The organism is Streptomyces sp. NPDC013455 (assembly GCF_040632975.1).
In the GTDB taxonomy this organism is placed as follows: domain Bacteria; phylum Actinomycetota; class Actinomycetes; order Streptomycetales; family Streptomycetaceae; genus Streptomyces.
Genome location: NZ_JBEYCX010000021.1, coordinates 123,495 through 149,731, shown reverse-complemented (window position 1 = coordinate 149,731; position 26,237 = coordinate 123,495). Strand labels below are relative to the sequence as shown.

The window sequence follows — 26,237 nt, the reverse complement described above, 5'->3', positions numbered from 1 at the left end:
GATGTGCTGACACGGGTCATGGATCTCCTCGCCGACGGCGGCAGGGTGATCGTCGGCCCGGCGCGCGGGGCACCGGCGCGCCGGTGCCCCGCCGACGCGCGCGTGCGGACCCGACCGGATCGTCGTCGACACCTGCCTCGCACCGGCCGTCTTCGTCATACTGACTGGGACACGCTCGCGCGCGGCACGCAGCCGCACGGGGCGTGCCCGGCACCACCGACACCCGCACACCTCTCCGACCAGGAACCGGGGCCCCGGCATGACCGTCTGCCTGCTCCTGCTGAGCGTCGTCGCCCTGACCGCCGCCGTGCCGGCGCCGCGCGCGCTGACCCGGGCGGCCTGGACCGAGCGGGAACCCGTGGTCGCGCTGTGGGTGTGGCAGTGCCTGGTCGCCACCGTGCTGCTGTCCTGCCTGACCGCACTGGTCCTGGGCGCGGCCGCGGTCTTCCACACCGTCCGCGACCACGTGTTCGCACCGGCACCGCCCGCCGTCACCGCCGCGTACGACCTGTCCGCCGCGCCGGTGTGGGCCGCCGTGCTCACCGTGCTGCTGGCCTGCGGGGCCGCCTGGACGACGGCGATGCTGGCCCGGGAGCTCGTGGAGGCCCGCCGCAGCCGGGGCCAGGCCCGGGCGCACCTGCGCGAACGCGCCCCCGATCTGCCGGCCGGGCTGCCGGCGGCCCGTGGGCCGATGCTGGTCCTGGAGGACGAGTACCCGGACGCCTGGTGGATGCCCGGACACCCGCCTCAGCTCGTCGTCACCACCGGCGCACTCCACCGCCTCACCGACTTGCAGCTGGACGCCGTCCTCACCCACGAGCGCGGGCACGCCCGCGCCCACCACGACTGGCTGCTGCACCTGTCGACCGCGCTGGCCACCGGCTTCCCGCGGGTGCCGCTCTTCGCCCACTTCTGCGACCAGACCCACCGCCTGGTCGAACTGGCCGCCGACGACACGGCGTCCCGCCGCTGCGGCCACCTCACCACGGCCCTCGCCCTGATCGAGCTGAACCAGCACCGGGGTGTCCTGTCCTGCGACTCCAGCCGCCGCCTCCTCGGCGAGCGCGTGGACCGCCTTCTGCAACCGCCGCCGCGGCTGCTGCGCCGGCACCGGGCGCTGACGACGACAGTGGCCGCGCTGGTGCCCCTGCTGCCGCTCCTGATCACCTTCGCTCCGGGTCTGTCGGCACTGTCCTGACCGCCCCGGCGGGTGGCAGATCTTGCCGGACCGGAGGCGGAAACCGCAGCTCAGCGGCTTGTCCGGAGAGTCTTCACCTGGCGCAACACTCCGGCAACACGCCATTCCCTACCGGCTGGGTATGGTTCCAGCCATGCCACCCACCGACCGCCTCCGGGACCACGCCGGGCAGGGCGCCGCGACCACCGTCGCAGCGCACCGCGCGCGGCGCCGGCTGCGTGCGGACCGGGCCCGGCAACTCGCCGACCTGCTGCGCCGCCAGATCCTCACCGGCGCATTCCAGGACGGCGCCCTTCCCCACGAGTCCACCCTCGCCGCCGACTACCGCGCCTCCCGCAACACCGTCCGCGAAGCCCTGGACCTGCTCCGGGCCGAAGGCCTGGTGGACCGGCTGCCCGGGGTCGGAACCGTCGTCGTCGCCCGGAAGTACCCCCACGGGCTCGACCGTCTGATGGGCCTCGCCGAAACCCTGCGCGAACACGGCCGCGTCACCAACGAGGTCCGCACCATGGGCCCCGCCCCCGCACCCGTCCCCGTGGCCGAACGCCTCCGCGTCCCGGCCGGCGCCGACGTCCTGTACATCGAGCGCCTGCGCCGGCTGAACGGCCTCCCGCTCTCCCTCGACCTCACCTACATCCCGCTCGACATCGGCACCGCCCTGCTCGGCGCCGACCTGGAGAACACCGATGTCTTCCGGCTCCTGGAAGCCATCACCGGCCGGCGTCTCGGCCACGCGGAGATCACCCTGGAGGCGGTGAACGCGGACGCCCACTCCGCGGCCGTGCTCCAGGCCCCGCGCGGCGCCGCCGTACTGATGCTGGAGCGCCTCACGCACCTCGCCGACGGCCGCCCCGTCGACCTGGAATTCATCCGCTTCCGCGGCGACCGCATCACCATGAGCGGCCTGCTCCGCCGCTCGTAACCGACCCCACCCGCACGTTTCCTGGAGACAGCCATGCCCTTGGCGCCCCAGCGGGCCGACGTGCCCGTGACCATCGACGAGTCCAAGTGCATCGACGGCTGCACTCTCTGCGTGGACATGTGCCCGCTGGATTCCCTCGCCATCGACGAGCGCAACGGCAAGGCCTACATGCACGTCGACGAGTGCTGGTACTGCGGCCCGTGCGCGGCCCGCTGCCCCACCGGAGCCGTCACGGTCAACATGCCCTATCTGCTGCGGTGAGAGGTACAACCACCATGAAACGTACGGCAGTCGCCCTGTCCGCCGCCGCACTCCTGCTGCCCCTGTCCGCCTGCGGCGGCGACGCCGAGGCCGGCAACGGCTCCACGGTCACCGTGACCGTCGGCTACCAGTCCAAGACCATCAACACCGTCACCGCCGGGACCCTGCTGCGCTCCCTCGGGTACTTCGAGGAGCAGCTCAACTCCCTGCACGACGGCCATACCTACAAGGTCGACTGGCAGGACTACGCCACCGGCGCCCCGATCACCGCCCAGATGACCGCAGGGAAGATCGACATCGGCTCGATGGGGGACTTCCCGCTGCTGCTCAACGCGGCCCGCGGCAAGCAGCTGGGCCGTCCGACCCACCTGGTCTCCGTCACCGGCTACAACCTGCGCGGTGGTCTCAACACCATCGTCACCGCGCCGGACTCCTCACTCACGTCGCTGAAGGACCTGAAGGGCAAGAAGGTCTCCACGAGCATCGGCTCCGCCGCCGACGGCACCCTCGTGCGGGCCCTCCAGCGCGCCGGCATCGACCCGAACAAGGGCATCACCAAGCTCAACCAGCAGCCCGCCGTGGGCGCTTCGGCGCTCTCCGCCGGCAGTACGGACGCGCTCTCGCAGTTCGTCGCCTGGCCGGGCCTGCTCGCCTACCAGGGGAAGGCGAAGGCCCTGTACGACGGCGCCCAGCTGAACCTGCCCACCTTCCACGGCGTCACCGCCCGCGAGGACTTCGCCCGGCAGCGTCCGGCCGTCCTGGAAGCCTTCCTGAAGGCCCAGGCCCAGGCGACGGACTACCTCAACAGCCACCCCGTCAGGGCTGCGGAGAAGGTAGCCGAGGCCACCGGTCTGCCCGCCGAGGTCGTCTACCTCTACAACGGCGCCCACGGCATCGCCACGTTCAACCCGGCGCTCGCACCACGGCTCGTCTCCGCACTCGAGCAGGACGTGTCCGTACTGAAGGCCGCCAAGCTGACCGGTGACATCGACGTGGAGTCCTTCGTCGACGACCAGTACGTGAAGAGGGCCCTGGGCACGTCCTACGCCAAGCGGCTCGCCACACCGCGGCCACCGGCCGCGAGCGAGGTGTGGGCCAAGGGCGGCGACGAGACCCTCACCTTCGCCACGCCGAGGAAACTGCTCGCCCACCTGGCCGCGCACCACGACGGCATCCGCGCCGCCTACGTCCCCGACGCGACCACCGGCACCCTGTGGTTCGCCGACAAGGCGGTCTGGGTGGCCGACGGCGACCGGTTGCTGCCTTTCGTCACCCTGGCCACCGCGCGGGCCTACGTCTCCGCACACGCCGGCGCGCGGACGCTCACCTACCGCCAGGCCCTGGAGCTGGCCTCATGACGCGGCGACCCGTGACCCGCTATGCGCTGCGGACGGCGTCCCTGGCCGCCGCCCTCGGCCTGTGGCAGCTGCTGACCGGCCTGGACGTCGATCTGTGGCTGCGCTTCTCGCAGTTCCCGACCGTCACCGACGTCGCCCGTGCCTTCGGCGACCGGATCTCCGGCGGCGACTACTGGACCGACCTCACCGACAGCCTCACCCGCATCCTGACCGGCTTCGCGCTGGCGGCCGTCCTCGGAGTGGCCACGGGTGTGCTCGTGGCCCGCTCCCGCCTGGCCGAGGACCTGCTCGGCCCGGTCCTGGAAGTCGTCCGCCCGGTCCCGGCGATCGCGCTCGTCCCGGTCGCGATCCTGCTGTTCCCGTCGAACGAACAGGGCATCGTCTTCATCACCTGCACCGCCGCCTTCTTCCCCGTGCTGGTCTCCACCCGGCACGCGGTGCGGGCGCTGACCCCGGTCTGGGAGGAGGCGGTGCGCACCATGGGCGCCGGCCGGTTCCGGATCCTGCGTTCCGTCGTCCTGCCGGGCGCACTGCCCGGCATCTTCGGCGGGCTGTCGGTGGGCATCGGCGTGTCGTGGATCTGCGTGATCTCCGCCGAAATGATCTCCGGCCAGTACGGGGTCGGCTACCGCACCTGGCAGGACTACACGGTGGTCGACTACCCGGGTGTCTTCGTCGGCATGGTCACGATCGGGGTGCTCGGCTGGATCACCTCGACGGCCGTGGAACTCCTCGGCCGCCGGCTGACCCGCTGGCTGCCCCGCACCTCGTACGTCCCCGGCGGCCGCACCCGCACGCCCCGGCCGCTCGCCGCCCCCGCCCGCCGCCACGGCGATCCCGAGCAGCATGCCCACTCCGAGCAGCAGGGCCAGCACGACACCCAGGAGGCCCGCGATGAGCACTTCGTCTGAGACCGTCCCCGCTCCCGCCGCGCCGGCCGCGGGGCCCGTGCGCGGCACCCGGCTCGCCTTCCGCTCCGCCGTCCTCGGCCACCCGGGCGCCGCGGTCCTCGACGGCGTCGACCTGGAGGTCCCGCCCGGCGAGATCCTCACCGTCGTCGGCGCCTCCGGCTGCGGCAAGTCCACGCTGCTGCGCACGCTCGCCGGGCTGCTGCCGCCGCTGGGCGGCGCGGCCGAGGCGGACGGCAGCCCGCTGACCGGGCCGTCGGCCGACCGCGCCCTCGTCTTCCAGGAGGACGCGCTGTTGCCCTGGCGCACCTTGCGCGGGAACGTCGAGCTCCCGCTGGCGGTCAGGGGCGTACCGCGCGCGGAGCGGCGTTCCCGGGCCGAGTCGTGGCTCGCCCGGGTCGGCCTCAGCGCGCAGGCCGGGCAGTTGCCGCACCGGGTGTCCGGCGGGCAGCGCCAGCGCGCCCAGTTGGCCCGCGCCTTGGCGGACAGCCCGCGCGCGGTCCTCATGGACGAGCCCTTCGGCGCCCTCGACGCGCAGACCCGCTCCGGCATGCAGGACCTGCTGGTGGAGGTGTTGCGCGGTACGGGCGCGACCGTCGTTTTCGTCACCCACGACGTGGACGAGGCCCTGTTCCTCGGCGACCGCGTGGCCCTGCTCGGTTCCGGCCGGGTTTCCGCCGTGCACGAGGTGCCGCGCCCGCGGGACCGCACGGCCTTCGACGATCCGGCCCGCGTGGCGCTGCGCCGCGCCGTCCTCACCTCGCTCGGCTTCTGGAAGGCATCCTGGTGACCACCCCCGCGCCCACCCCTTCGGAGATTCCCGCCGTCACCGACGCCGAGGAGCTGACCTGCGACGTCCTCGTCATCGGCGGCGGCACCGCCGGCACCATGGCCGCACTGACCGCCGCCGAGCGCGGCGCGAGCGTCCTGCTGCTGGAGAAGGCCCACGTCCGGCACTCCGGCGCGCTCGCCATGGGCATGGACGGCGTCAACAACGCCGTCGTCCCCGGCCGCGCCGAGCCCGACGACTACGTCGCCGAGATCACCCGCGCCAACGACGGCATCGTCGACCAGTCCACCGTCCGCCAGACCGCCACCCGAGGCTTCGCGATGGTGCAGCGGCTCGAGTCGTACGGGGTCAAGTTCGAGAAGGACGAGCACGGTGAGTACGCGGTCCGCCAGGTCCACCGCTCCGGCTCGTACGTACTGCCGATGCCAGAGGGCAAGGACGTCAAAAAGGTCCTCTACCGGCAGTTGCGGCGGCGCGAGATGCGGGAGCGGATCAGGATCGAGAACCGGGTGATGCCGGTGCGGGTCCTGACCGCGCAGGGGCGGGCGGTGGGTGCCGCCGGGTTCAACACCCGCACCGGCGCCTTCGTCACCGTTCGCGCGGGCGCGGTGATCCTGGCGACCGGGGCGTGCGGCCGGCTCGGCCTGCCCGCCTCCGGCTACCTCTACGGCACCTACGAGAACCCCACCAACGCCGGCGACGGCTACGCCATGGCCTACCACGCGGGCGCCGAGCTGACCGGCATCGAGTGCTTCCAGATCAACCCGTTGATCAAGGACTACAACGGACCGGCCTGCGCCTACGTCGCCAACCCGTTCGGCGGTTACCAGGTCAACCGGAACGGTGAGCGCTTCGTCGACTCCGACTACTGGTCCGGGCAGATGATGGCCGAGTTCGCCGCCGAGGTCGCCAGTGACCGCGGCCCGGTCTACCTCAAGCTCAGCCACCTGCCCGAGGAGTCGATCTCCGCCCTGGAGACGATCCTGCACTCCACCGAGCGGCCCACCCGCGGCACCTTCCACGCCGGCCGCGGGCACGACTACCGCACCCATGACGTCGAGATGCACATCTCCGAGATCGGCCTGTGCGGCGGCCACTCCGCCTCCGGCGTCCGCGTCGACGACCACGCCCGTACGACCGTCCCGCGGCTGTACGCCGCCGGCGACCTCGCCTGCGTCCCGCACAACTACATGATCGGCGCCTTCGTCTTCGGTGACCTCGCGGGCGCGGACGCCGCACAGTACACGGCGTACGACGGTGAGCTTCCCGCGGACCAGGTGCGCGCGGCGCACGAGCTGATCTACCGTCCGCTGCGCAACCCGGACGGCCCGCCGCAGCCCCAGGTCGAGTACAAGCTGCGCCGCTTCGTGAACGACTACGTGGCACCGCCGAAGTCCGGTGCGCGGCTCTCCCTCGCGCTGGACGCGTTCGAGCGGATGCGCGCCGACATCGCCGCGATGGGTGCCCGTACCCCGCACGAGCTGATGCGCTGTGCCGAGGTCACCTTCATACGCGACTGCGCGGAGATGGCCGCCCGCGCGTCCCTGGCTCGCACCGAGTCGCGCTGGGGCCTCTATCACGAACGTCTCGACCATCCCGGACGCGACGACGTCTCCTGGTTCCATCATCTCGATCTGCACAAGTCCCCCTCTGGTGCGATGGAGTTCACGGCTCGTCCCGTGGCTCCCTATCTGGTTCCGGTGGCGGAGTTCACGCCTGTCGGCGGTCCCTCCCGGCCCCTGGGCGAGGTTCTGCCCGAGCACGTGGCCACGGCCGGGCCGCGCGAGGTGGCACCGGTGGCCGCGGAGCCCGAGCACGCGCGTGCCGCCGGTTCGATAAACCAATCCGGCGGGCTCCGCTCCGCCTCGCCCCGGCTGCTTGAGCTGCTGGAGCTGGCCGAGGCGGAGCCGGAACTCGACGCTGTGGAGCCTTACCTGGCCGATCCCGATCCCGCGGTGCGCCGTACGGCCGTCTCGGTGCTCACCGAGACCCTGCCGCCCGGCACGGGGCAGGCCCTCGCCGGCGCGCTCGCCGACCCCGACGCCGAGGTCCGCACGATGGCCGCGGCCGCGCTGCGCGAGCTCGTCGAGACGCTGCCGCCCGACCCCGCCCTGGGCGCCTCCCTCACCGGTGCGCTCGGCCAGGCCGACCCCGTGGTCCGCGCCGCCGCGCTCGATGTGCTGCGGGCCCTGCGGCTCGGCGGCGCCGGGGTGTTCGCGGCGGCCCTGGAGGACCCCGACATCGCCGTCCGGACGGAGGCCGTACGGGCGCTCGTCTCGGTGGACGCGGTCCGGCCGCTGGCGGGTGCCGCGGACGATCCCTCCCGGGAGGTCCGGGTCGCCGTGGCCAAGGCGCTGGCGACCACGGGCTCGGCGGCCCTCGACACGGCCGACCGGGCCCTGCTGGCCGCCGCTCTGGAGCGGCTCACCGAGGACGGCGACCCCCTGGTCCGTGGTGCCGCGCTCGGTGCGCTGGCCGCCACCGGGTGCCCGCCGCCGCTGGCCGACCGTGCGGTGGCCGCCCTGTCCGATGCCGCCTGGCAGGTACGGTCCGGTGCCGCGACCGCGCTGTCGGCCGCGCCCGCCGACGCGGCCGTCCCCGCCCTCGCCAAGTGCCTCGCCGACCCGAACGCCGATGTCCGCAAGGCGGCGGTCCTGTCCCTGAGCCGGCACCGGACCTCACCGGAGGCCCGCGCGGCCCTCGCCACGGCGACGGGTGACACGGACGCGGATGTCCGGGCCTACGCGGCGCGAGGGCTGTGAGCCCGCGTCGCACGGGGGCGTAGGGGGGCGGCGCCGTGCCCGGCGTCGTCCGGTCGCCGGGGCCCTACCCGGCCGTGTCCGGGCGCCGCCGCACCCGGCGGCACCCCGTCGTCGTGCCGTGCCGGGTCATATCCAGTCGTCCGGCTCCGGCTCTCCCCCGAACTCGGGCCAGTCGTCCTCGGGTGCCCGGGTGCCCGCCGGGGCCGGGGCGGCGGCCGGAGCCGAGTCGGCGGCCGGGGCCGGGGCGTCCAGGGAGCCGAGCACTTCGAGCACCCCTTCGCCGTACGTCGCCAGTTTCTTCTCGCCGACGCCGCTCACCGTGCCCAGTTCCTGCACCGAAGCGGGCCGGCGGGTGACGATTTCCCGCAGGGTGGCGTCGTGGAAGATGACGTACGCCGGGACGCCCTGTTCCCGGGCCTGCTCGGCGCGCCAGGCCCGCAGGGCCTCGAAGGCGGGCAGCAGTTCGTCGGGCAGTTCGGCCGCGGCGGTCTTGGCCTTGCGGTCGCCTCCGGAGGCGCCGGCGGACCGGGACCGGGAGGCGGCCGGCTTCTTCGGTTCCTTGCGCAGCAGCACCTCGCGCTCGCCGCGGAGCACCGCGCCGCTCGCCTCGGTGAGCACCAGCGTGCCGTACTCCCCTTCGACCGCGAGCAGCCCCTGCGCCAGCAGCTGCCGGACGACGCCCCGCCACTCGCCCTCGGTGAGGTCCTGGCCGATACCGAAGACGGACAGCTGGTCGTGGTCGAACTGGATCACCTTGCCGGTGCGCTTGCCGAGCAGGATGTCGATGATCTGCACCGCGCCGAACTTCTGGCCGCGCTCGCGCTGCAGTCGCACCACCGTGGACAGCGCCTTCTGCGCGGCGACCGTGCCGTCCCAGGTCTCGGGCGGGGTGAGGCAGGTGTCGCAGTTGCCGCAGGCCGCGGCGTCGGGGTCCTGACCGAAGTAGGCGAGCAGCTGGCCGCGGCGGCACCGGGCCGTCTCGCACAGCGCGAGCATGGAGTCGAGGTGGGCGGCGGCCCGGCGGCGGAACGCCTCGTCGCCCTCGCCGGACTGGATCAGCTTGCGCTGCTGTATGACGTCGTTCAGGCCGTACGCCATCCAGGCCGTGGACGGCAGGCCGTCGCGGCCCGCCCGGCCGGTCTCCTGGTAGTAGCCCTCGATGGACTTGGGCAGGTCCAGGTGGGCGACGAAGCGTACGTCCGGCTTGTCGATGCCCATGCCGAAGGCGATGGTGGCCACCACGACCAGGCCGTCCTCGCGCAGGAAGCGGGACTGGTGCGCCGCGCGCGTGCCCGCGTCCAGGCCCGCGTGGTACGGCACCGCCTGGACGCCGTTGGCGGTGAGGAACTCCGCCGTCCGCTCGACCGAGTTGCGCGAGAGGCAGTACACGATGCCGGCGTCGCCCGGGTGCTCCTCGCGGAGGAAGGCGAGCAGCTGCTTCTTGGGGTCGGCCTTGGGGACGATCCGGTACTGGATGTTGGGCCGGTCGAAGCTGGCGACGAAGTGGCGGGCCGTCGGCAGGTTCAGCCGCTGGGTGATCTCCTCGTGGGTGGCGCGGGTGGCCGTGGCGGTGAGGGCGATCCGCGGGACGTCCGGCCAGCGCTCGCCGAGCAGGGACAGGGCGAGGTAGTCGGGGCGGAAGTCGTGGCCCCACTGGGAGACGCAGTGGGCCTCGTCGATGGCGAAGACGGAGATCTTGCCCCGGGAGAGGAGGTCCAGCGTGCCGTCCAGGCGCAGCCGCTCCGGCGCCAGGTAGAGCAGGTCCAGTTCACCGGCGAGGAACTCGGCCTCGACCACGCGCCGCTCGTCGAAGTCCTGCGTGGAGTTCACGAAACCGGCGCGGACACCGAGGGCGCGCAGGGCGTCGACCTGGTCCTGCATGAGCGCGATCAGCGGCGAGACCACCACGCCGGTGCCGGGCCTGATCAGGGCCGGGATCTGGTAGCACAGCGACTTGCCGCCGCCGGTGGGCATGAGGACGACGGCGTCGCCGCCCGCCACCACGTGCTCGATGACCGCCTGCTGCTCGCCCCGGAAGGCGTCGTATCCGAAGACCCGGTGCAGCGTGGCCAGCGCCTCGCTGTCGACCGCGCCCGGCCCCTCGGTCATCTGTGGCATCTCGCTGATCCCGCCCGTCACGCCCATCGTCCTGTCCCCCGCCGGTCCCCCGTGTGTCGTCTCTCGACCGCTGCCTCCACCATAGGGGCCCGGACCGACAGCCCCGGAGTTATCCACAGGTTTCCCCGCTCCCAGGCGTCACGTCTCGGTCACGCGGAGGCGTGTGGGCCCGGGAACGGCGCTGCCCGGCACCCTTCGGACGCGGGTGCCGGGCAGCGGCGGGTGTGAGGGAAACGTCAGCGCACGAAGACTCCCGCCTGGCCCGCCAGGTCCAGGAAGTACTGGGGCGCCACGCCGAGGACGAGGGTCACCGCCACGCCCAGGCCGATCGCGACCATGGTCAGCGGGGACGGCACGGCCACGGTCGGGCCTTCCGGCCGCGGCTCGCTGAAGAACATCAGGACGATCACGCGGATGTAGAAGAACGCCGCGATGGCCGAGGAGATCACACCGACCACGACCAGCGGTGCCGCACCGCCGTCCGCCGCCGCCTTGAACACGGCGAACTTCCCCGCGAAACCGGAGGTCAGCGGGATGCCGGCGAAGGCCAGCAGGAAGACCGCGAACACGGCCGCCACCAGCGGCGAGCGGCGGCCGAGACCCGCCCACTTGGACAGGTGGGTGGCCTCGCCGCCCGCGTCCCGCACCAGCGTGACCACGGCGAACGCGCCGATCGTCACGAAGGAGTAGCCCGCCAGGTAGAAGAGGACGGACGACACGCCGTCCTTCGAGGTGGCGATGACACCCGCGAGGATGAATCCCGCGTGCGCGATGGACGAGTACGCCAGCAGCCGCTTGATGTCGGTCTGGGTGATGGCGACGATCGCACCGCCCAGCATGGTGATGACCGCCACGCCCCACATGACCGGGCGCCAGTCCCAGCGCAGCCCGGGCAGCACGACGTACAGCAGGCGCAGCAGGGCGCCGAACGCGGCCACCTTCGTCGCCGCCGCCATGAAGCCGGTCACCGGGGTGGGCGCGCCCTGGTAGACGTCGGGCGTCCACATGTGGAAGGGCACCGCGCCCACCTTGAACAGCAGGCCCATCACGAGCAGGGCGGCGCCGATCAGCAGCAGCGCGTCGTTGCCCATGGTGTTGGCGAGCGCCGGGTCGACGTCGGTGGCGGTGCCGTCGACGACCTGTGCGATGCGCGCGTACGACACCGAGCCCGCGTAGCCGTAGAGCAGTGCGATGCCGAACAGGGTGAAGGCCGAGGCGAACGCGCCCAGCAGGAAGTACTTGACCGCGGCCTCCTGCGACATGAGCCGCTTGCGGCGGGCCAGCGCGCACAGCAGGTACAGCGGCAGGGAGAGGACCTCCAGGGCCACGAACAGGGTCAGCAGGTCGTTGGCCGAGGGGAAGATCAGCATGCCGCCGACGGCGAAGAGGAGCAGCGGGAAGACCTCGGTGGTGGTGAAACCGGCCTTGACCGCCGCCTTCTCGCTGTCGCTGCCGGGCACGGAGGCGGCCTGCGCGGCGAAGGAGTCGACCCGGTTGCCGTGCGCCGCCGGGTCCAGGCGCCGCTCGGCGAAGGTGAACAGGCCGACCAGGCCGGCCAGCAGGATGGTCCCCTGCAGGAAGAGGGCCGGGCCGTCGACCGCGATGGCGCCCATGGCGGCGATGTGCGCCTTGGTGGTGCCGTAGCCGTCGGCCGCGAGCGCGACGACCGCGGCGAACGCGGCGCACAGGGCTACGGCGGAGACGAACACCTGGGCGTAGTAGCGGGACCTGCGCGGCACGAACGCCTCGATGAGGATCCCGACCAGTGCCGCACCGATGACGATCAGCGTCGGCGACAATTGTCCGTATTCGATCTTCGGCGCGTCGATCTTCGAGATCGGGTCGGCCGCTGTTGTCCACAGGCTGTGGACGGCTGATGCGCTCACTTGGCCGCCTCCACCTCGGGCTCGGGGTCCTTCTTGTGAACGTCGGACATGGTCTGTTTGACCGCCGGATCGACGATGTCCGTGACGGGCTTCGGGTAGACGCCCAGGACGACCAGCAGCACGATCAGCGGGGCTACGACGACCAGCTCGCGCGCGCGGAGGTCGGGCATCGCGGAGACCTCCGGCTTGACCGGGCCCGTCATCGTCCGCTGGTACAGGACGAGGGTGTACAGCGCGGCGAGGACGATGCCGAAGGTGGCGATGATGCCGATGACCGGGTAGCGCGTGAAGGTGCCGACCAGTACCAGGAACTCGCTGACGAACGGCGCGAGTCCGGGGAGCGAGAGGGTGGCGAGGCCGCCGATCAGGAAGGTGCCGGCGAGTACCGGGGCGACCTTCTGCACGCCTCCGTAGTCGGCGATGAGCCGGGAGCCGCGCCGGGAGATCAGGAAGCCGGCGACGAGCATCAGCGCGGCCGTGGAGATGCCGTGGTTGACCATGTAGAGGGTGGCGCCGGACTGGCCCTGGCTGGTCATCGCGAAGACGCCCATGATGATGAAGCCGAAGTGCGAGATCGACGCGTAGGCCACCAGGCGTTTGATGTCCCGCTGGCCCACGGCGAGCAGCGCGCCGTAGACGATGCTGACGAGCGCGAGGACGAGGATCACGGGCGTGGCCCACTTGCTGGCCTCCGGGAAGAGCTGGAGGCAGAAGCGCAGCATCGCGAAGGTGCCCACCTTGTCGACGACCGCGGTGATGAGCACGGCGACCGGGGCGGTGGACTCCTGCATGGCGTTGGGCAGCCAGGTGTGCAGCGGCCACAGCGGCGCCTTCACCGCGAAGGCGAAGAAGAAGCCGAGGAACAGCCAGCGTTCGGTGCCGGTCGCCATGTCCAGCGAGCCGTTCGTCCGGGCCTCGGCGATCTGCGTGAGAGAGAAGTTCCCGGCCACCACGTAGAGGCCGATCACGGCCGCCAGCATGATGAGGCCGCCGGCCAGGTTGTACAGCAGGAACTTCACCGCCGCGTAGGACCGCTGGGTGGCCGCCGTCTCCTCGCCGTGCTCGTGGGCACGGTCCCCGAAGCCGCCGATGAGGAAGTACATCGGAATGAGCATGGCTTCGAAGAAGATGTAGAAGAGGAAGACGTCCGTGGCCTCGAACGAGATGATCACCATCGCCTCGACGGCGAGGATCAGCGCGAAGAAGCCCTGGGTGGGCCGCCAGCGGCGGTTGCCGGTCTCCAGCGGGTCGGCGTCGTGCCAGCCGGCGAGGATGATGAACGGGATCAGTACGGCGGTCAGCGCGATGAGCGCCACCGCGATGCCGTCGACGCCCAGCTCGTACCGGACCCCGAAGTCCTTGATCCAGGCGTGGGACTCGGTGAGCTGGTAGCGGGCACCGTCGGGGTCGAAGCGGACCAGGACGGTGATCCCGAGGGCGAGTGTGGCGAGCGAGACGGCCAGGGCCAGCCACTTGGCGGCGGTGCGCCGGGCGGCCGGTACGGCGGCCGTGGCGACGGCCCCGAGCGCCGGGAGCGCCGCCGTCGCTGTCAGCAGAGGAAAGGACATCGGTATCAGACCGCCCTCATCAGCAGGGTCGCGGCGATCAGGAGTGCCGCACCGCCGAACATCGAGACCGCGTAGGAGCGGGCGAAGCCGTTCTGGAGCCGGCGCAGCCGTCCGGACAGGCCGCCGAAGCCGGCCGCCGTGCCGTTGACGACGCCGTCGACCAGGGTGTGGTCGACGTACACCAGGGAGCGCGTCAGGTGCTCGCCGCCGCGTACCAGGACGACGTGGTTGAAGTCGTCCTGGAGCAGGTCGCGGCGGGCCGCGCGGGTGAGCAGGGAGCCGCGCGGGGCGACGGCCGGGACGGGCTTGCGGCCGTACTGGGCCCAGGCGAGGGCGACGCCGACGGCCAGGCAGACCATGGTCGCGCCGGTGACCGTGGCGGCGCTGAGCGGGGAGTCGCCGTGGTCGTGACCGGTGACCGGTTCCAGCCAGTTGAGGAAGCGGTCGCCGATGCTGAAGAAGGCACCGCCGAAGACGGAGCCGACGGCCAGCACGATCATGGGGATCGTCATGACCTTGGGGGACTCGTGCGGGTGCGGCTCGGTGTGTTCGCCCCGGGTCTCGGCGGCGGGCTCGGCGCTCGGTGCCTCGGGGGAGCGAGTGGGTTGCTTCTTCCAACGCTCCTCTCCGAAGAAGGTCATCAGCATCACGCGCGTCATGTAGAAGGCGGTGATGGCCGCGCCCAGCAGGGCCGCGCCGCCGAGGATCCAGCCCTCGGTGCCGCCCTTGGCGAAGGCCGCCTCGATGATCTTGTCCTTGGAGAAGAATCCGGACAGGCCCGGGAAGCCGATGATGGCGAGGTAGCCGAGGCCGAAGGTGATGAACGTGACCGGCATGTACCGGCGCAGGCCGCCGTACTTGCGCATGTCGACCTCGTCGTTCATGCCGTGCATCACCGAGCCGGCGCCGAGGAACAGCCCGGCCTTGAAGAAGCCGTGCGTCACCAGGTGCATGATCGCGAAGACGTAGCCGATGGGGCCGAGGCCCGCGGCCAGCACCATGTAGCCGATCTGCGACATGGTCGAGCCGGCCAGCGCCTTCTTGATGTCGTCCTTGGCGCAACCGACGATCGCACCGAACAGGAGCGTGACCGCCCCGACGACCGTGACGGCCAGCTGGGCGTCGGGGGCGGCGTTGAAGATGGCGCCGGAGCGGACGATCAGGTAGACGCCCGCGGTCACCATCGTCGCCGCGTGGATCAGGGCCGAGACCGGGGTCGGGCCCTCCATGGCGTCCCCGAGCCAGGACTGGAGCGGCACCTGGGCGGACTTGCCGCAGGCGGCGAGGAGCAGCATCAGGCCGATCGCGGTGAGCTTGCCCTCGGAGGTGTCACCGGTGTGGCCGAGGACCGGACCGAAGGCGAAGCTGCCGAAGGTGGTGAACATCAGCATGATCGCGATCGACAGGCCCATGTCGCCGACGCGGTTGACGAGGAAGGCCTTCTTCGCCGCCGTGGCGGCGCTGGGCTTGTGCTGCCAGAAGCCGATCAGCAGGTACGAGGCGAGGCCGACGCCCTCCCAGCCGACGTACAGCAGGAGGTAGTTGTCGGCGAGGACGAGCAGCAGCATCGCCGCGAGGAACAGGTTGAGGTAGCCGAAGAAGCGGCGGCGGCGCTCGTCGTGCTCCATGTACCCGACCGAGTACAGGTGGATCAGCGAGCCGACGCCCGTGATCAGCAGGACGAACGTCATCGACAGCTGGTCGAGGCGGAAGGTCACGTCCGCCTGGAAGCCGGCCACCGGGACCCAGCTGAACAGGTGCTGGGTCAGGGTGCGGTGTTCGGCCTCCTTGCCGAGCAGGTCGGCGAAGAGGATCAGGCCGAACACGAAGGAGGCGGCCGACAGGAGCGTGCCGATCCAGTGGCCGACGCGGTCGAGCCGCCGGCCGCCGACCAGGAGGACGGCCGCTCCGAGCAGGGGCGCCGCGATGAGCGGCGCGATCAGGTTCTCCACGATTCTTCCGACCCCTTACAGCTTCATCAGGCTGGCGTCGTCGACCGAGGCCGAGTGGCGGGTGCGGAACAGCGACACGATGATCGCGAGGCCCACCACGACCTCCGCGGCGGCGACGACCATCGTGAAGAAGGCGATGATCTGGCCGTCGAGGTTGCCGTGCATCCGGGAGAAGGCGACGAACGCGAGGTTGCAGGCGTTCAGCATCAGCTCGATGCACATGAAGACCACGATGGCGTTGCGCCGGATCAGTACGCCGGTCGCGCCGATCGTGAACAGCAGGGCGGCGAGGTAGAGGTAGTTGACCGGGTTCACTTCGACGCCTCCTCGGGCCGCTTGAACGTCTCCGGCTCGATCCCCCTGCGCTCCAGACGCTCCTGCGCGCGCTGCTCCAGCGCCCGCAGGTCGTTGAGCGCCTCGGTGGACACGTCACGGATCTGGCCGCGCTCGCGCAGCGTCTTGTTCACGGTCAGCTCGGACGGGGTGCCGTCGGGCAGCAGACCCGCGATGTCCACGGCGTTGTGCCGGGCGTAGACGCCGGGAGCGGGCAGCGGCGGGATGTGCGCGCCCTCGCGGATGCGCTGTTCGGCCAGCTCGCGCTGGGTCTTGGCGCGCTCCGTGCGCTCGCGGTGGGTGAGCACCATGGCGCCGACCGCGGCCGTGATCAGCAGGGCGCCGGTGATCTCGAACGCGAAGACGTACTTGGTGAAGATGAGGGAGGCGAGGCCCTCCACGTTGCCGTTCGCGTTCGCCTGGCCGGTGCCGTTGAACTCCTTCAGCGAGGCGTTCCCGATGCCGGCGAGGAGCAGGACGCCGAAGCCGACCCCGGACAGAAGGGCCAGCCAGCGCTGGCCCTTGATGGTCTCCTTCAGGGAGTCCGCGGCCGTGACGCCGACGAGCATCACCACGAACAGGAAGAGCATCATGATCGCGCCGGTGTAGACGACGATCTGCACGATCCCGAGGAAGTACGCGCCGTTGGCGAGGTAGAACACGGCCAGGACGATCATGGTGCCGGCGAGGCAGAGCGCGCTGTGCACGGCCTTCTTCATGAAGACGGTGCACAGGGCGCCGATCACCGCGACCGTGCCGAGCACCCAGAACTGGAAGGCCTCACCGGTGGAGGTGGTGTAGGCGGCGAGGTGCTGTGCGCTCATCGGCCGAGCACCTCCTGCGAGGCGGGCTCGTCCTCGCCGAAGGTGGAGGCCGCCTCCTGCGGGACCTCGCCCTGGGAGACGGCGGTCTGCCGGACGGTGCCGGGCGCCGCCTGGGTGACCAGGCCCCGGTAGTAGTCCTGTTCGTCCGTCCCCGGGAAGATCGAGTGGGGCGTGTCGACCATGCCCTCTTCGAGGCCGGCGAGCAGCTGCTCCTTGGTGTAGATGAGGTTGGCGCGGCTGGAGTCGGCCAGCTCGAACTCGTTCGTCATCGTCAGCGCGCGCGTGGGGCACGCCTCGATGCACAGGCCGCACAGGATGCAGCGGGCGTAGTTGATCTGGTAGACGCGGCCGTACCGCTCGCCCGGCGAGTAGCGCTCCTCGTCGGTGTTGTCGGCGCCCTCCACGTAGATGGCGTCGGCGGGGCAGGCCCAGGCGCACAGCTCGCAGCCGACGCACTTCTCCAGGCCGTCCGGATGGCGGTTGAGCTGGTGCCGTCCGTGGAACCGCGGGGCCGTGGTCTTCTTCTGCTCCGGGTACTGCTCGGTCAGCCGCTTCTTGAACATGGCCTTGAAGGTCACGCCGAAGCCGGCGACGGGGTTCTGGAAACCGGGCTGGGTCTCCTTCGGCTCCTCAGCCATCGGACGCCTCCTTTCCATCCGAAGTTCCGTCACTGACAGTGTCCGTCCCACCACTGACAATCAGCTCCCGCTCGCGGCGCGGACGGCGCCTCGGCACCGGCGGCAGCTCCTGTCCGGGCAGCGGCGGTACCGGGAACCCGCCCGCCATCGGGTCGAAGCCCGGCTGCGGGCCCGCGGGTTCCTCGGCCGTCTTCGCCCGCTCGCGGAACATGTCGGCGACGAAGGAGATCAGCAGCAGGGCGAGGACTCCGCCGCCGACGTAGAGGGCGATGTCGGCGAAGTCGTAGTTCTCGTTGCGCAGGGCCCGGACGGTCGCGACCAGCATCAGCCAGGTCACGGAGACCGGGATGAGGACCTTCCAGCCCAGCTTCATCAGCTGGTCGTAGCGGACGCGGGGGAGCGTGCCGCGCAGCCAGATGAAGAAGAAGAGCAGCAGCTGGACCTTGACGACGAACCAGAGCAGGGGCCACCAGCCGTGGTTCGCGCCCTCCCAGAAGCCGCTGACCGGCCAGGGGGCGCGCCAGCCGCCGAGGAACAGGGTGGTGGAGACGGCCGAGACCGTCACCATGTTGACGTACTCGGCGAGCATGAACATCGCGAACTTGATCGACGAGTACTCGGTGTTGAAGCCGCCGACCAGGTCGCCCTCGGACTCCGGCATGTCGAAGGGGGCGCGGTTGGTCTCGCCGACCATGGTGACGATGTAGAGGATGAAGGAGACCGGCAGCAGCAGGATGTACCAGCGGTCCTGCTGCTGTTCCACGATCGTGGACGTCGACATCGACCCCGAGTACAGGAACACGGAGGCGAACGCGGCGCCCATGGCGATCTCGTAGGAGATCATCTGCGCGCAGGAGCGCAGGCCGCCCAGGAGCGGATAGGTGGATCCGGAACTCCAGCCCGCGAGCACGATGCCGTAGATGCCGACGGAGGCGATCGCGAGGATGTAGAGCATCGCGATCGGCAGGTCGGTGAGCTGCATCGTGGTGCGGTGGCCGAAGATCGAGATCTCGTTGCCGGCCGGCCCGAAGGGGATCACCGCGATCGCCATGAAGGCCGGGATGGCCGCGACGATCGGCGCGAGGACGTAGACGACCTTGTCCGCGCGTTTGACGATGATGTCTTCCTTGAGCATCAGCTTCACGCCGTCGGCGAGCGACTGGAGCATGCCCCAGGGGCCGTGCCGGTTGGGGCCGATGCGCAGCTGCATCCAGGCGACGACCTTGCGCTCCCAGACGATGGAGAACAGTACGGTCACCATCAGGAAGGCGAAGCAGAACACCGCCTTGACGACGACCAGCCACCAGGGGTCGCGGCCGAACATCGAGAGGTCTTCAGCGGCGAGGTACGCGCTCATGCCTCCACCTCCTTGGGGGCCTCGTCGGCGACTGCCGCCGGGCCGATGCGGACGAGGGAGCCGGGCCGTGCCCCGGTGTCGGAGGCGACGCCGGCGCCGGCGGAGTTCAGCGGGAGCCAGACCACCCGGTCGGGCATCTCGGTGACCTGGAGGGGCAGTGCGACCGTGCCGGCGGGGCCGGAGACGGCCAGCAGGTCGCCGTCCCGGACGCCCGTCTCGGCGGCCGTGGCGGCGGACACGCGCGCGCGTGCGGCGTGCCGGGTTCCGGCGAGCGCCTCGTCGCCCTCCTGGAGGACGCCCTGGTCCAGCAGCAGCCGGTGCCCGGCGAGTACGGCCTCGCCGACGGCCGGGCGGGGCAGCACGTCGGCGAACTCCCTGGGCTCACGGGCGCGTGATCCCTCCCAGGAGCCGAGGCGGTCGATCTCCGCGCGCGCGGTGCGCAGGTCCGGCAGTCCCAGGTGGACGTCCATGGCGTCGGCGAGCATGTGCAGCACGCGCGTGTCGGCCGGGGCGAGCCGGCGGGTCATCTGATCGGGCTTGAGCGCGGCCTCGAAGAAGCGCACCCTGCCCTCCCAGTTGAGGAAGGTGCCCGCCTTCTCGGCCACCGCGGCGACCGGCAGGACGACGTCGGCGCGCTCGGTGACCTCGCTGGGCCGCAGTTCCAGCGACACCAGGAAGCCGACGTTCTCCAGTGCTTCACGCGCGCGTGCCGGGTCGGGCAGGTCGGCGACCTCCACACCGGCGACGACGAGCGCGGACAGCTCGCCGCCCGCGGCGGCCTCGACGATCTGGTGGGTGTCACGGCCGTAGCGCAGGGGGAGCTCGGCGAGGCCCCAGGCGGCGGCGACCTCGTCCCGCGCGCGCGGGTCGGTCGCCGGGCGGCCGCCCGGCAGCAGCGAGGGCAGCGCACCCACCTCGACGGCACCGCGTTCGCCGGCGCGGCGCGGGATCCACACCAGCTCGGCGCCGGTGGCGGTGGCGGCGCGCAGGGCGGCGGTCAGGCCGCCCGCGACGCCGGCCAGCCGCTCGCCGACGACGATGACGGCGCCCTCGGTGCGCAGGGCCTCGGCGGCCAGCGCGCCCGGCCCTTCGAGGCCGACGCCGGCGGCGAGCGCGTCGAGCCACTCCGTCTCGGTGCCCGGAGCGGCCGGCAGCAGCGTGCCGCCCGTCTTCTGGAGGCCCCGGGTGGCGTGCGTGGCCAGCGTGAACACCTGCTGCCTGTGCTTGCGCCAGGCCTTGCGCAGCCGCAGGAAGACGCCGGGTGCCTCCTCCTCCGACTCGAAGCCGGCCAGCAGGACGGCGGGCGCCTTCTCCAGCGAGGTGTACGTGACGCCCGTACCGTCCAGGTCGCGGCCGCGGCCGGCCACCCGGGCGGCCAGGAAGTCGGCCTCCTCACCGCTGTGCACGCGCGCGCGGAAGTCGATGTCGTTGGTGTCGAGCGCCACGCGCGCGAACTTGCTGTACGCGTACGCGTCCTCGACGGTCAGCCGGCCGCCGATGAGGACACCGGCCCGGGAGCGGGCCGCGGACAGGCCCTGCGCGGCCGCCTCCAGCGCCTCGGGCCAGGAGGCGGGCTCCAGGACTCCTTCGGCGTTGCGTACCAGGGGCGTGTGGAGGCGGTCCTTCTGCTGCGCGTAGCGGAACGCGAAGCGTCCCTTGTCGCAGATCCACTCCTCGTTGACCTCGGGGTCGTTGGCGGCGAGCCGCCGCATGACCTTGCCGCGCCGGTGGTCGGTGCGGGTGGCGCAGCCGCCGGCGCAGTGCTCGCACACCGACGGCGAGGAGACGAGGTCGAAGGGGCGGGAGCGGAAACGGTAGGCCGCCGACGTCAGGGCGCCGACCGGGCAGATCTGGATGGTGTTGCCGGAGAAGTACGACTCGAACGGGTCGCCCTCGCCGGTGCCGACCTGCTGGAGCGCGCCCCGCTCGACCAGCTCGATCATCGGGTCGCCGGCGATCTGGTTGGAGAAGCGGGTGCAGCGGGCGCAGAGCACGCACCGCTCGCGGTCGAGCAGTACCTGTGTGGAGATGGGTACGGGCTTGTCGTAGGTCCGCTTCTTGCCGTGGAAGCGGGACTCGGCGTTGCCGTGGGACATCGCCTGGTTCTGGAGCGGGCACTCGCCGCCCTTGTCGCAGACGGGGCAGTCCAGCGGGTGGTTGATGAGCAGCAGCTCCATCACGCCGTGCTGGGCCTTCTCGGCGACCGGCGAGGTGAGGTGCGTCTTCACCACCATCCCGTCCGTGCACGTGATGGTGCAGGACGCCATGGGCTTGCGCTGGCCCTCGACCTCGACGATGCACTGGCGGCAGGCGCCGGCCGGGTCCAGGAGGGGGTGGTCGCAGAACCGCGGGATCTCGATGCCGAGCTGCTCGGCGGCCCGGATGACCAGGGTGCCCTTGGGCACGCTGATCTCGATGCCGTCGATCGTCAGCGTGACGAGGTCTTCCGGCGGGACCGCCTGTCCCCCTCCCGTGGGGGCGCTCGTGGTCACGGTCATGCGTTCACCTCCGGGCGGTCCGCCCAGGCCGTCGACTTGGCCGGGTCGAAGGGGCAGCCCCGGCCCGTGATGTGCTGCTCGTACTCCTCGCGGAAGTACTTCAGCGAGGAGAAGATCGGGGACGCCGCGCCGTCGCCGAGGGCGCAGAACGACTTGCCGTTGATGTTGTCGGCGATGTCGTTCAGCTTGTCGAGGTCGGACATCACGCCCTTGCCGGCCTCGATGTCGCGCAGCAACTGCACCAGCCAGTACGTGCCTTCGCGGCAGGGTGTGCACTTGCCGCAGGACTCGTGGGCGTAGAACTCGGTCCAGCGGGTCACGGCCCGCACCACGCAGGTCGTCTCGTCGAAGCACTGGAGCGCTTTGGTGCCGAGCATGGAGCCGGCGGCGCCCACTCCCTCGTAGTCGAGCGGGACGTCGAGGTGCTCGTCGGTGAACATCGGCGTCGAGGAGCCGCCGGGCGTCCAGAACTTCAGACGGTGGCCGGGCCGCATGCCGCCGCTCATGTCGAGGAGCTGGCGCAGGGTGATGCCGAGCGGTGCCTCGTACTGGCCGGGGCTCGCGACGTGGCCGCTGAGCGAGTAGAGCGTGAAGCCCGGGGACTTCTCGCTGCCCATCGACCTGAACCAGTCCTTGCCGTTTTTCAGGATGGCGGGAACCGACGCGATCGACTCGACGTTGTTCACCACAGTGGGACAGGCGTAGAGGCCTTCCACCGCAGGGAAGGGGGGACGGAGCCGCGGTTGTCCACGGCGGCCTTCGAGCGAGTCGAGCAGTGCGGTCTCCTCACCGCAGATGTACGCGCCCGCGCCCGCGTGCACGGTGAGCTGGAGGTCGAGCCCGCTGCCCAGGATGTTCTCGCCGAGGTAGCCCGCCGCGTAGGCCTCGCGCACGGCCTCGTGCAACCGCCGCAGCACGGGGACGACTTCACCACGCAGATAGATGAAGGCATGCGAAGACCTGATGGCGTAGCACGCGATCACGATGCCCTCGATGAGGCTGTGCGGGTTCGCGAAGAGGAGCGGGATGTCCTTGCAGGTGCCCGGCTCCGACTCGTCGGCGTTGACAACTAGATAGTGCGGTTTTCCATCGCCTTGAGGAATGAACTGCCACTTCATTCCGGTCGGGAATCCCGCGCCGCCGCGGCCGCGCAGACCGGATTCCTTGACGTACGCGATCAGCTCGTCCGGCGACATGGCGAGCGCCTTTCGGAGCCCCTCGTACCCCTCGTGCCTCCGGTAGACGTCCAGGGTCCAGGACCGGTCCTCGTCCCAGAAGGCCGACAGCACGGGTGCGAGCAGCTTCTCCGGGCTCGGGTCCTTCACCTCGGGTACCACGGTCATCACTCCCCCTCCTCGGCGGCAGGCCCTGACGGGTGGGACGGGTCGGAGGCCGAGGTCTCCTGCGGCGCGTCATGGGAACTGAGGTGCTCGGCCGGCGACGGCTCGTGCACCCTGTCCTGCGGTTCCTCATGCGGACCTCCGCGCGGATGGACCACGCGCGCGGGTGCGGCCTCTCCCCTTGCCAGGCGGAGGCCCACCAGCGAAGCGGGTCCCGCACCGCCGCTCTCCTCGACGGCCCCGGGCCGCTCGTCGGGGAAGCCGGCCAGGATCCGGGCGGTCTCCTTGAAGGTGCACAGCCGGGCCCCGCGCGTGGGCTGTACGGGCCGTCCCGCGCGCAGGTCGTCGACCAGGCGCTTCGCGCTCGCCGGGGTCTGGTTGTCGAAGAACTCCCAGTTGACCATCACGACGGGGGCGTAGTCGCAGGCCGCGTTGCACTCGATGTGCTCCAGGGTGACCTTGCCGTCGTCGGTGGTCTCGCCGTTGCCGAGGCCCAGGTGTTCCTGGAGGGTCTCGAAGATCGCGTCGCCGCCCAGCACCGCGCACAGCGTGTTGGTGCACACGCCGACCTGGTAGTCGCCGGACGGCTTGCGCCGGTACATGGTGTAGAAGGTGGCGACGGCGGTGACCTCCGCCGTGGTCAGGTCCAGCATGTCCGCGCAGAACTGCATCCCGGTGCGCGTGACGTGGCCCTCCTCCGACTGCACGAGGTGGAGCAGCGGCAGCAGGGCGGACCGGGAGTCCGGGTAGCGCGCGATCAGCTCGCGCGCGTCCGCCTCCAGCCGCGTCCGGACGTCGTCCGGGTACGCGGGCGCGGGCAGTGCGGGCATGCCCAGGCTGACGCCCCGCTCCGAAGATGAGGTGGTCACCGGTCGACGCCTCCCATCACGGGGTCGATGGACGCGACGGCGACGATGACGTCGGCGACCTGGCCGCCTTCGCACATCGCCGCCATGGCCTGCAGGTTGGTGAAGGACGGGTCGCGGAAGTGGACCCGGTAGGGGCGGGTGCCTCCGTCGGAGACGGCGTGCACCCCGAGTTCGCCCTTGGGCGACTCGACGGCCGCGTACGCCTGTCCCGGCGGGACGCGGAAGCCCTCGGTGACCAGCTTGAAGTGGTGGATCAGGGCCTCCATGGAGGTACCCATGATCTTCTTGATGTGGTCGAGGGAGTTGCCCAGTCCGTCCGGCCCCAGGGCGAGCTGGGCGGGCCAGGCGATCTTCTTGTCGGCGACCATGACCGGGCCGGGCTGGAGCCGGTCCAGGCACTGTTCGATGATCCCCAGCGACTGGCGCATCTCCTCCAGGCGGACGAGGAAGCGGCCGTAGGCGTCGCAGGAGTCGGCGGTCGGGACATCGAAGTCGTACGTCTCGTAGCCGCAGTAGGGCTGGGCCTTGCGCAGGTCGTGCGGCAGGCCGGTGGAGCGCAGGATCGGGCCGGTCGCGCCGAGGGCCATGCAGCCGGCCAGGTCGAGGTAGCCGATGTTCTGCATGCGGGCCTTGAAGATGGGGTTCCCGGTGGCGAGCTTGTCGTACTCCGGGAGGTTCTTCTGCATCTTCTTCACGAACTCGCGGATCTGGTCCACGGCGCCCGGGGGCAGGTCCTGGGCGAGTCCGCCGGGCCGGATGTAGGCGTGGTTCATGCGCAGGCCGGTGATGAGCTCGTAGATGTCGAGGATCATCTCGCGATCACGGAATCCGTAGATCATGATCGTGGTGGCGCCCAGTTCCATGCCGCCGGTGGCGATGCACACCAGGTGGGAGGACAACCGGTTCAGCTCCATCAGGAGCACCCGGATGATCTTGGCGCGCTCGGTGATCTGGTCCTCGATGCCGAGGAGTTTCTCGACGGCGAGGCAGTAGGCGGTCTCGTTGAAGAAGGACGTCAGGTAGTCCATGCGCGTGACGAAGGTGGTGCCCTGCGTCCACGTGCGGTATTCGAGGTTCTTCTCGATGCCGGTGTGCAGGTAGCCGATGCCGCAGCGGGCCTCGGTGACCGTCTCGCCCTCGATCTCCAGGATCAGGCGGAGCACTCCATGGGTGGACGGGTGCTGGGGACCCATGTTGACGACGATGCGTTCGTCGTCGGCGCGGGACGCCGAGCGGACGATCTCGTCCCAGTCGCCACCGGTGACCGTGTAGACGGTGCCCTCGGTGGTCTCGCGCGCGGACGCGGCCGACGCGGCGGATGCTGGCTGCGTGTTCACGAGTACGACCTCCGCTGGTCCGGAGCCGGGATCTGGGCGCCCTTGTACTCGACGGGGATGCCGCCGAGGGGGTAGTCCTTGCGCTGCGGGTGGCCCTGCCAGTCGTCCGGCATCATGATCCGCGTCAGGGCCGGGTGGCCGTCGAAGACGATTCCGAAGAAGTCGTAGGTCTCGCGCTCGTGCCAGTCGTTGGTCGGGTAGACGGAGACCAGCGACGGGATGCGCCGGTCGGTGTCGGGGGCGCTGACTTCGAGGCGGATCAGCCGGTTGTGGGTGATCGACCGCAGGTGGTAGACGGCGTGCAGCTCGCGGCCCTTGTCGCCCGGGTAGTGGACGCCGCTGACGCCGGTGCAGAGCTCGAAGCGCAGGGCCGGGTCGTCGCGCAGGGTGCGGGCGACGCGGACCAGGTGCTCGCGTTCGATGTGGAAGGTCAGCTCGTCGCGGTCGACGACCGTCTTCTCGATGGCGTTCTCCGGGAGGAGTCCCTGTTCCTCCAGGGCGCCCTCCAGCTCGTCGGCGACCTCGTCGAACCAGCCGCCGTAGGGGCGGGTCGCCGGTCCCGGGAGTCGGACCGAGCGGACCAGGCCGCCGTAGCCGGAGGTGTCGCCGCCGTTGTCGGCGCCGAACATGCCGCGCTGGACGCGGATCTCCTCGCCGCCCTGGCCGCGCTGGCCGGGGAGGTTGGAGGCGGAGAGGTCCTTCTCGGGGTTCACCCCGTTCGCGGACCCGCCGTTGCCGTTGCCGTCGCTCACCGCAGCAGCCCCTTCATCTCGATCGTGGGCAGGGCCTTGAGCGCCGCCTCCTCCGCCTCGCGGGCCGCCTCCTCGGCGTTGACGCCGAGCTTGGAGGACTGGATCTTCTGGTGGAGCTTGAGGATCGCGTCCATCAGCATCTCGGGCCGGGGCGGGCAGCCGGGCAGGTAGATGTCGACCGGGACGATGTGGTCGACGCCCTGGACGATCGCGTAGTTGTTGAACATGCCGCCCGAGGAGGCGCAGACGCCCATGGAGATCACCCATTTGGGGTTGGGCATCTGGTCGTAGACCTGCCTCAGGACCGGCGCCATCTTCTGGCTGACCCGGCCGGCGACGATCATCAGGTCGGCCTGGCGCGGCGAGCCGCGGAAGACCTCCATGCCGAAGCGGGCGAGGTCGTAGCGGCCGGCGCCGGTGGTCATCATCTCGATGGCACAGCAGGCCAGCCCGAAGGTGGCCGGGAAGACCGACGCCTTGCGCACCCAGCCCGCGGCCTGCTCGACGGTGGTCAGCAGGAATCCGCTCGGCAGCTTTTCTTCGAGTCCCATGTCGTTAAAGGCCCC

At 71.1% G+C, this 26,237-nt stretch carries 21 protein-coding genes; 7 read left to right on the top strand and 14 right to left on the bottom strand.

Annotated elements, in window-relative coordinates; genetic code table 11:
- The first annotated feature begins 259 nt into the window (after nucleotides 1-259).
- The 7 genes from ABZ576_RS28520 (at nucleotide 260) to ABZ576_RS28490 (ending at nucleotide 8,199) form a co-directional block, all read left to right on the top strand.
- Nucleotides 260-1,198 (top strand): M56 family metallopeptidase, encoded by a 939-nt coding sequence (locus ABZ576_RS28520; protein WP_360746839.1) that lies wholly within the window; start codon nucleotides 260-262, stop codon nucleotides 1,196-1,198.
- A gap of 133 nt (nucleotides 1,199-1,331) precedes the next feature.
- Nucleotides 1,332-2,120, top strand: coding sequence for a GntR family transcriptional regulator (locus ABZ576_RS28515; RefSeq protein ID WP_360746836.1), 789 nt, complete (start codon nucleotides 1,332-1,334; stop codon nucleotides 2,118-2,120).
- A gap of 33 nt (nucleotides 2,121-2,153) precedes the next feature.
- A complete protein-coding gene (locus ABZ576_RS28510) occupies nucleotides 2,154-2,381 on the top strand; it encodes a ferredoxin family protein (RefSeq protein ID WP_003992261.1) in 228 nt (75 codons plus the stop codon).
- Between the two features lie 14 nt (nucleotides 2,382-2,395).
- Nucleotides 2,396-3,739: an ABC transporter substrate-binding protein gene (locus ABZ576_RS28505; RefSeq protein ID WP_360746833.1), complete on the top strand. Its 1,344-nt coding sequence runs from the start codon at nucleotides 2,396-2,398 to the stop codon at nucleotides 3,737-3,739.
- Nucleotides 3,736-4,650, top strand: a complete 915-nt coding sequence (locus tag ABZ576_RS28500) for an ABC transporter permease (protein WP_360746830.1) — start codon at nucleotides 3,736-3,738, stop codon at nucleotides 4,648-4,650. The genes ABZ576_RS28505 and ABZ576_RS28500 overlap by 4 nt, the downstream gene beginning before the upstream one ends.
- Nucleotides 4,634-5,437 (top strand): ABC transporter ATP-binding protein, encoded by an 804-nt coding sequence (locus ABZ576_RS28495; RefSeq protein ID WP_360746826.1) that lies wholly within the window; start codon nucleotides 4,634-4,636, stop codon nucleotides 5,435-5,437. Before ABZ576_RS28500 ends, ABZ576_RS28495 begins: the two co-directional genes overlap by 17 nt.
- Nucleotides 5,434-8,199 (top strand): fumarate reductase/succinate dehydrogenase flavoprotein subunit, encoded by a 2,766-nt coding sequence (locus ABZ576_RS28490; RefSeq protein ID WP_360746823.1) that lies wholly within the window; start codon nucleotides 5,434-5,436, stop codon nucleotides 8,197-8,199. The genes ABZ576_RS28495 and ABZ576_RS28490 overlap by 4 nt, the downstream gene beginning before the upstream one ends.
- Before the next feature lie 126 nt (nucleotides 8,200-8,325).
- Here ABZ576_RS28490 and recQ read toward each other — a convergent pair whose 3' ends face one another.
- The 14 genes from recQ to ABZ576_RS28420 all read right to left on the bottom strand — a co-directional run bounded on the left by recQ (nucleotide 8,326) and on the right by ABZ576_RS28420 (nucleotide 26,222).
- Nucleotides 8,326-10,344 (bottom strand): DNA helicase RecQ, encoded by a 2,019-nt coding sequence (gene recQ / locus ABZ576_RS28485; RefSeq protein ID WP_360746819.1) that lies wholly within the window; start codon nucleotides 10,342-10,344, stop codon nucleotides 8,326-8,328.
- Nucleotides 10,345-10,553: 209 nt separating this feature from the next.
- Nucleotides 10,554-12,203: an NADH-quinone oxidoreductase subunit NuoN gene (gene nuoN / locus ABZ576_RS28480; protein ID WP_360746816.1), complete on the bottom strand. Its 1,650-nt coding sequence runs from the start codon at nucleotides 12,201-12,203 to the stop codon at nucleotides 10,554-10,556.
- Nucleotides 12,200-13,771 carry an NADH-quinone oxidoreductase subunit M gene (locus ABZ576_RS28475; protein WP_360746813.1) on the bottom strand — a complete coding sequence of 524 codons (1,572 nt, stop codon included), beginning with the start codon at nucleotides 13,769-13,771 and terminating at the stop codon, nucleotides 12,200-12,202. Before ABZ576_RS28475 ends, nuoN begins: the two co-directional genes overlap by 4 nt.
- A 5-nt stretch (nucleotides 13,772-13,776) precedes the next feature.
- Nucleotides 13,777-15,723, bottom strand: a complete 1,947-nt coding sequence (gene nuoL, locus ABZ576_RS28470) for an NADH-quinone oxidoreductase subunit L (RefSeq protein WP_360746810.1) — start codon at nucleotides 15,721-15,723, stop codon at nucleotides 13,777-13,779.
- A 15-nt stretch (nucleotides 15,724-15,738) separates the two neighbouring features.
- Nucleotides 15,739-16,038, bottom strand: coding sequence for an NADH-quinone oxidoreductase subunit NuoK (nuoK, locus tag ABZ576_RS28465; RefSeq protein ID WP_028420845.1), 300 nt, complete (start codon nucleotides 16,036-16,038; stop codon nucleotides 15,739-15,741).
- The gene (locus ABZ576_RS28460) at nucleotides 16,035-16,880 is read right to left on the bottom strand and encodes an NADH-quinone oxidoreductase subunit J (RefSeq protein ID WP_360746807.1); all 846 of its coding nucleotides are present in this window, start codon (nucleotides 16,878-16,880) and stop codon (nucleotides 16,035-16,037) included. The genes nuoK and ABZ576_RS28460 overlap by 4 nt, the downstream gene beginning before the upstream one ends.
- A complete protein-coding gene (gene nuoI / locus ABZ576_RS28455) occupies nucleotides 16,877-17,518 on the bottom strand; it encodes an NADH-quinone oxidoreductase subunit NuoI (protein ID WP_360746804.1) in 642 nt (213 codons plus the stop codon). Before nuoI ends, ABZ576_RS28460 begins: the two co-directional genes overlap by 4 nt.
- On the bottom strand, nucleotides 17,511-18,875 hold the full coding sequence (nuoH, locus tag ABZ576_RS28450; RefSeq protein WP_360746800.1) for an NADH-quinone oxidoreductase subunit NuoH: 1,365 nt from the start codon (nucleotides 18,873-18,875) through the stop codon (nucleotides 17,511-17,513). Before nuoH ends, nuoI begins: the two co-directional genes overlap by 8 nt.
- Entirely contained in the window at nucleotides 18,872-21,373 is a 2,502-nt protein-coding gene (locus ABZ576_RS28445) for an NADH-quinone oxidoreductase subunit G (protein WP_360746797.1), read from the bottom strand. Before ABZ576_RS28445 ends, nuoH begins: the two co-directional genes overlap by 4 nt.
- The gene (gene nuoF, locus ABZ576_RS28440; RefSeq protein ID WP_360746794.1) at nucleotides 21,370-22,719 is read right to left on the bottom strand and encodes an NADH-quinone oxidoreductase subunit NuoF; all 1,350 of its coding nucleotides are present in this window, start codon (nucleotides 22,717-22,719) and stop codon (nucleotides 21,370-21,372) included. The genes ABZ576_RS28445 and nuoF overlap by 4 nt, the downstream gene beginning before the upstream one ends.
- Nucleotides 22,716-23,582: an NADH-quinone oxidoreductase subunit NuoE gene (gene nuoE / locus ABZ576_RS28435; protein ID WP_360746791.1), complete on the bottom strand. Its 867-nt coding sequence runs from the start codon at nucleotides 23,580-23,582 to the stop codon at nucleotides 22,716-22,718. The genes nuoF and nuoE overlap by 4 nt, the downstream gene beginning before the upstream one ends.
- Nucleotides 23,579-24,919 carry an NADH-quinone oxidoreductase subunit D gene (locus tag ABZ576_RS28430; RefSeq protein ID WP_360746788.1) on the bottom strand — a complete coding sequence of 447 codons (1,341 nt, stop codon included), beginning with the start codon at nucleotides 24,917-24,919 and terminating at the stop codon, nucleotides 23,579-23,581. The genes nuoE and ABZ576_RS28430 overlap by 4 nt, the downstream gene beginning before the upstream one ends.
- A complete protein-coding gene (locus ABZ576_RS28425; RefSeq protein WP_360746785.1) occupies nucleotides 24,916-25,671 on the bottom strand; it encodes an NADH-quinone oxidoreductase subunit C in 756 nt (251 codons plus the stop codon). The genes ABZ576_RS28430 and ABZ576_RS28425 overlap by 4 nt, the downstream gene beginning before the upstream one ends.
- Nucleotides 25,668-26,222 (bottom strand): NADH-quinone oxidoreductase subunit B, encoded by a 555-nt coding sequence (locus ABZ576_RS28420; protein WP_007383964.1) that lies wholly within the window; start codon nucleotides 26,220-26,222, stop codon nucleotides 25,668-25,670. Before ABZ576_RS28420 ends, ABZ576_RS28425 begins: the two co-directional genes overlap by 4 nt.
- Between the last annotated feature and the right edge of the window lie 15 nt (nucleotides 26,223-26,237).

Coding starts and splice junctions, on each gene's coding strand:
- ABZ576_RS28505 (WP_360746833.1), top strand. CDS start 2,396: ATGAAACGTACGGCAGTCGCCCTGTCCGCCGCCGCACTCCTGCTGCCC.
- ABZ576_RS28460 (WP_360746807.1), bottom strand. CDS start 16,880: ATGAGCGCACAGCACCTCGCCGCCTACACCACCTCCACCGGTGAGGCC.
- ABZ576_RS28420 (WP_007383964.1), bottom strand. CDS start 26,222: ATGGGACTCGAAGAAAAGCTGCCGAGCGGATTCCTGCTGACCACCGTC.
- nuoI (WP_360746804.1), bottom strand. CDS start 17,518: ATGGCTGAGGAGCCGAAGGAGACCCAGCCCGGTTTCCAGAACCCCGTC.
- nuoH (WP_360746800.1), bottom strand. CDS start 18,875: ATGAGCGCGTACCTCGCCGCTGAAGACCTCTCGATGTTCGGCCGCGAC.
- ABZ576_RS28475 (WP_360746813.1), bottom strand. CDS start 13,771: ATGTCCTTTCCTCTGCTGACAGCGACGGCGGCGCTCCCGGCGCTCGGG.
- ABZ576_RS28510 (WP_003992261.1), top strand. CDS start 2,154: ATGCCCTTGGCGCCCCAGCGGGCCGACGTGCCCGTGACCATCGACGAG.
- ABZ576_RS28520 (WP_360746839.1), top strand. CDS start 260: ATGACCGTCTGCCTGCTCCTGCTGAGCGTCGTCGCCCTGACCGCCGCC.
- ABZ576_RS28500 (WP_360746830.1), top strand. CDS start 3,736: ATGACGCGGCGACCCGTGACCCGCTATGCGCTGCGGACGGCGTCCCTG.
- ABZ576_RS28445 (WP_360746797.1), bottom strand. CDS start 21,373: ATGACCGTGACCACGAGCGCCCCCACGGGAGGGGGACAGGCGGTCCCG.
- ABZ576_RS28495 (WP_360746826.1), top strand. CDS start 4,634: ATGAGCACTTCGTCTGAGACCGTCCCCGCTCCCGCCGCGCCGGCCGCG.
- ABZ576_RS28515 (WP_360746836.1), top strand. CDS start 1,332: ATGCCACCCACCGACCGCCTCCGGGACCACGCCGGGCAGGGCGCCGCG.
- recQ (WP_360746819.1), bottom strand. CDS start 10,344: ATGGGCGTGACGGGCGGGATCAGCGAGATGCCACAGATGACCGAGGGG.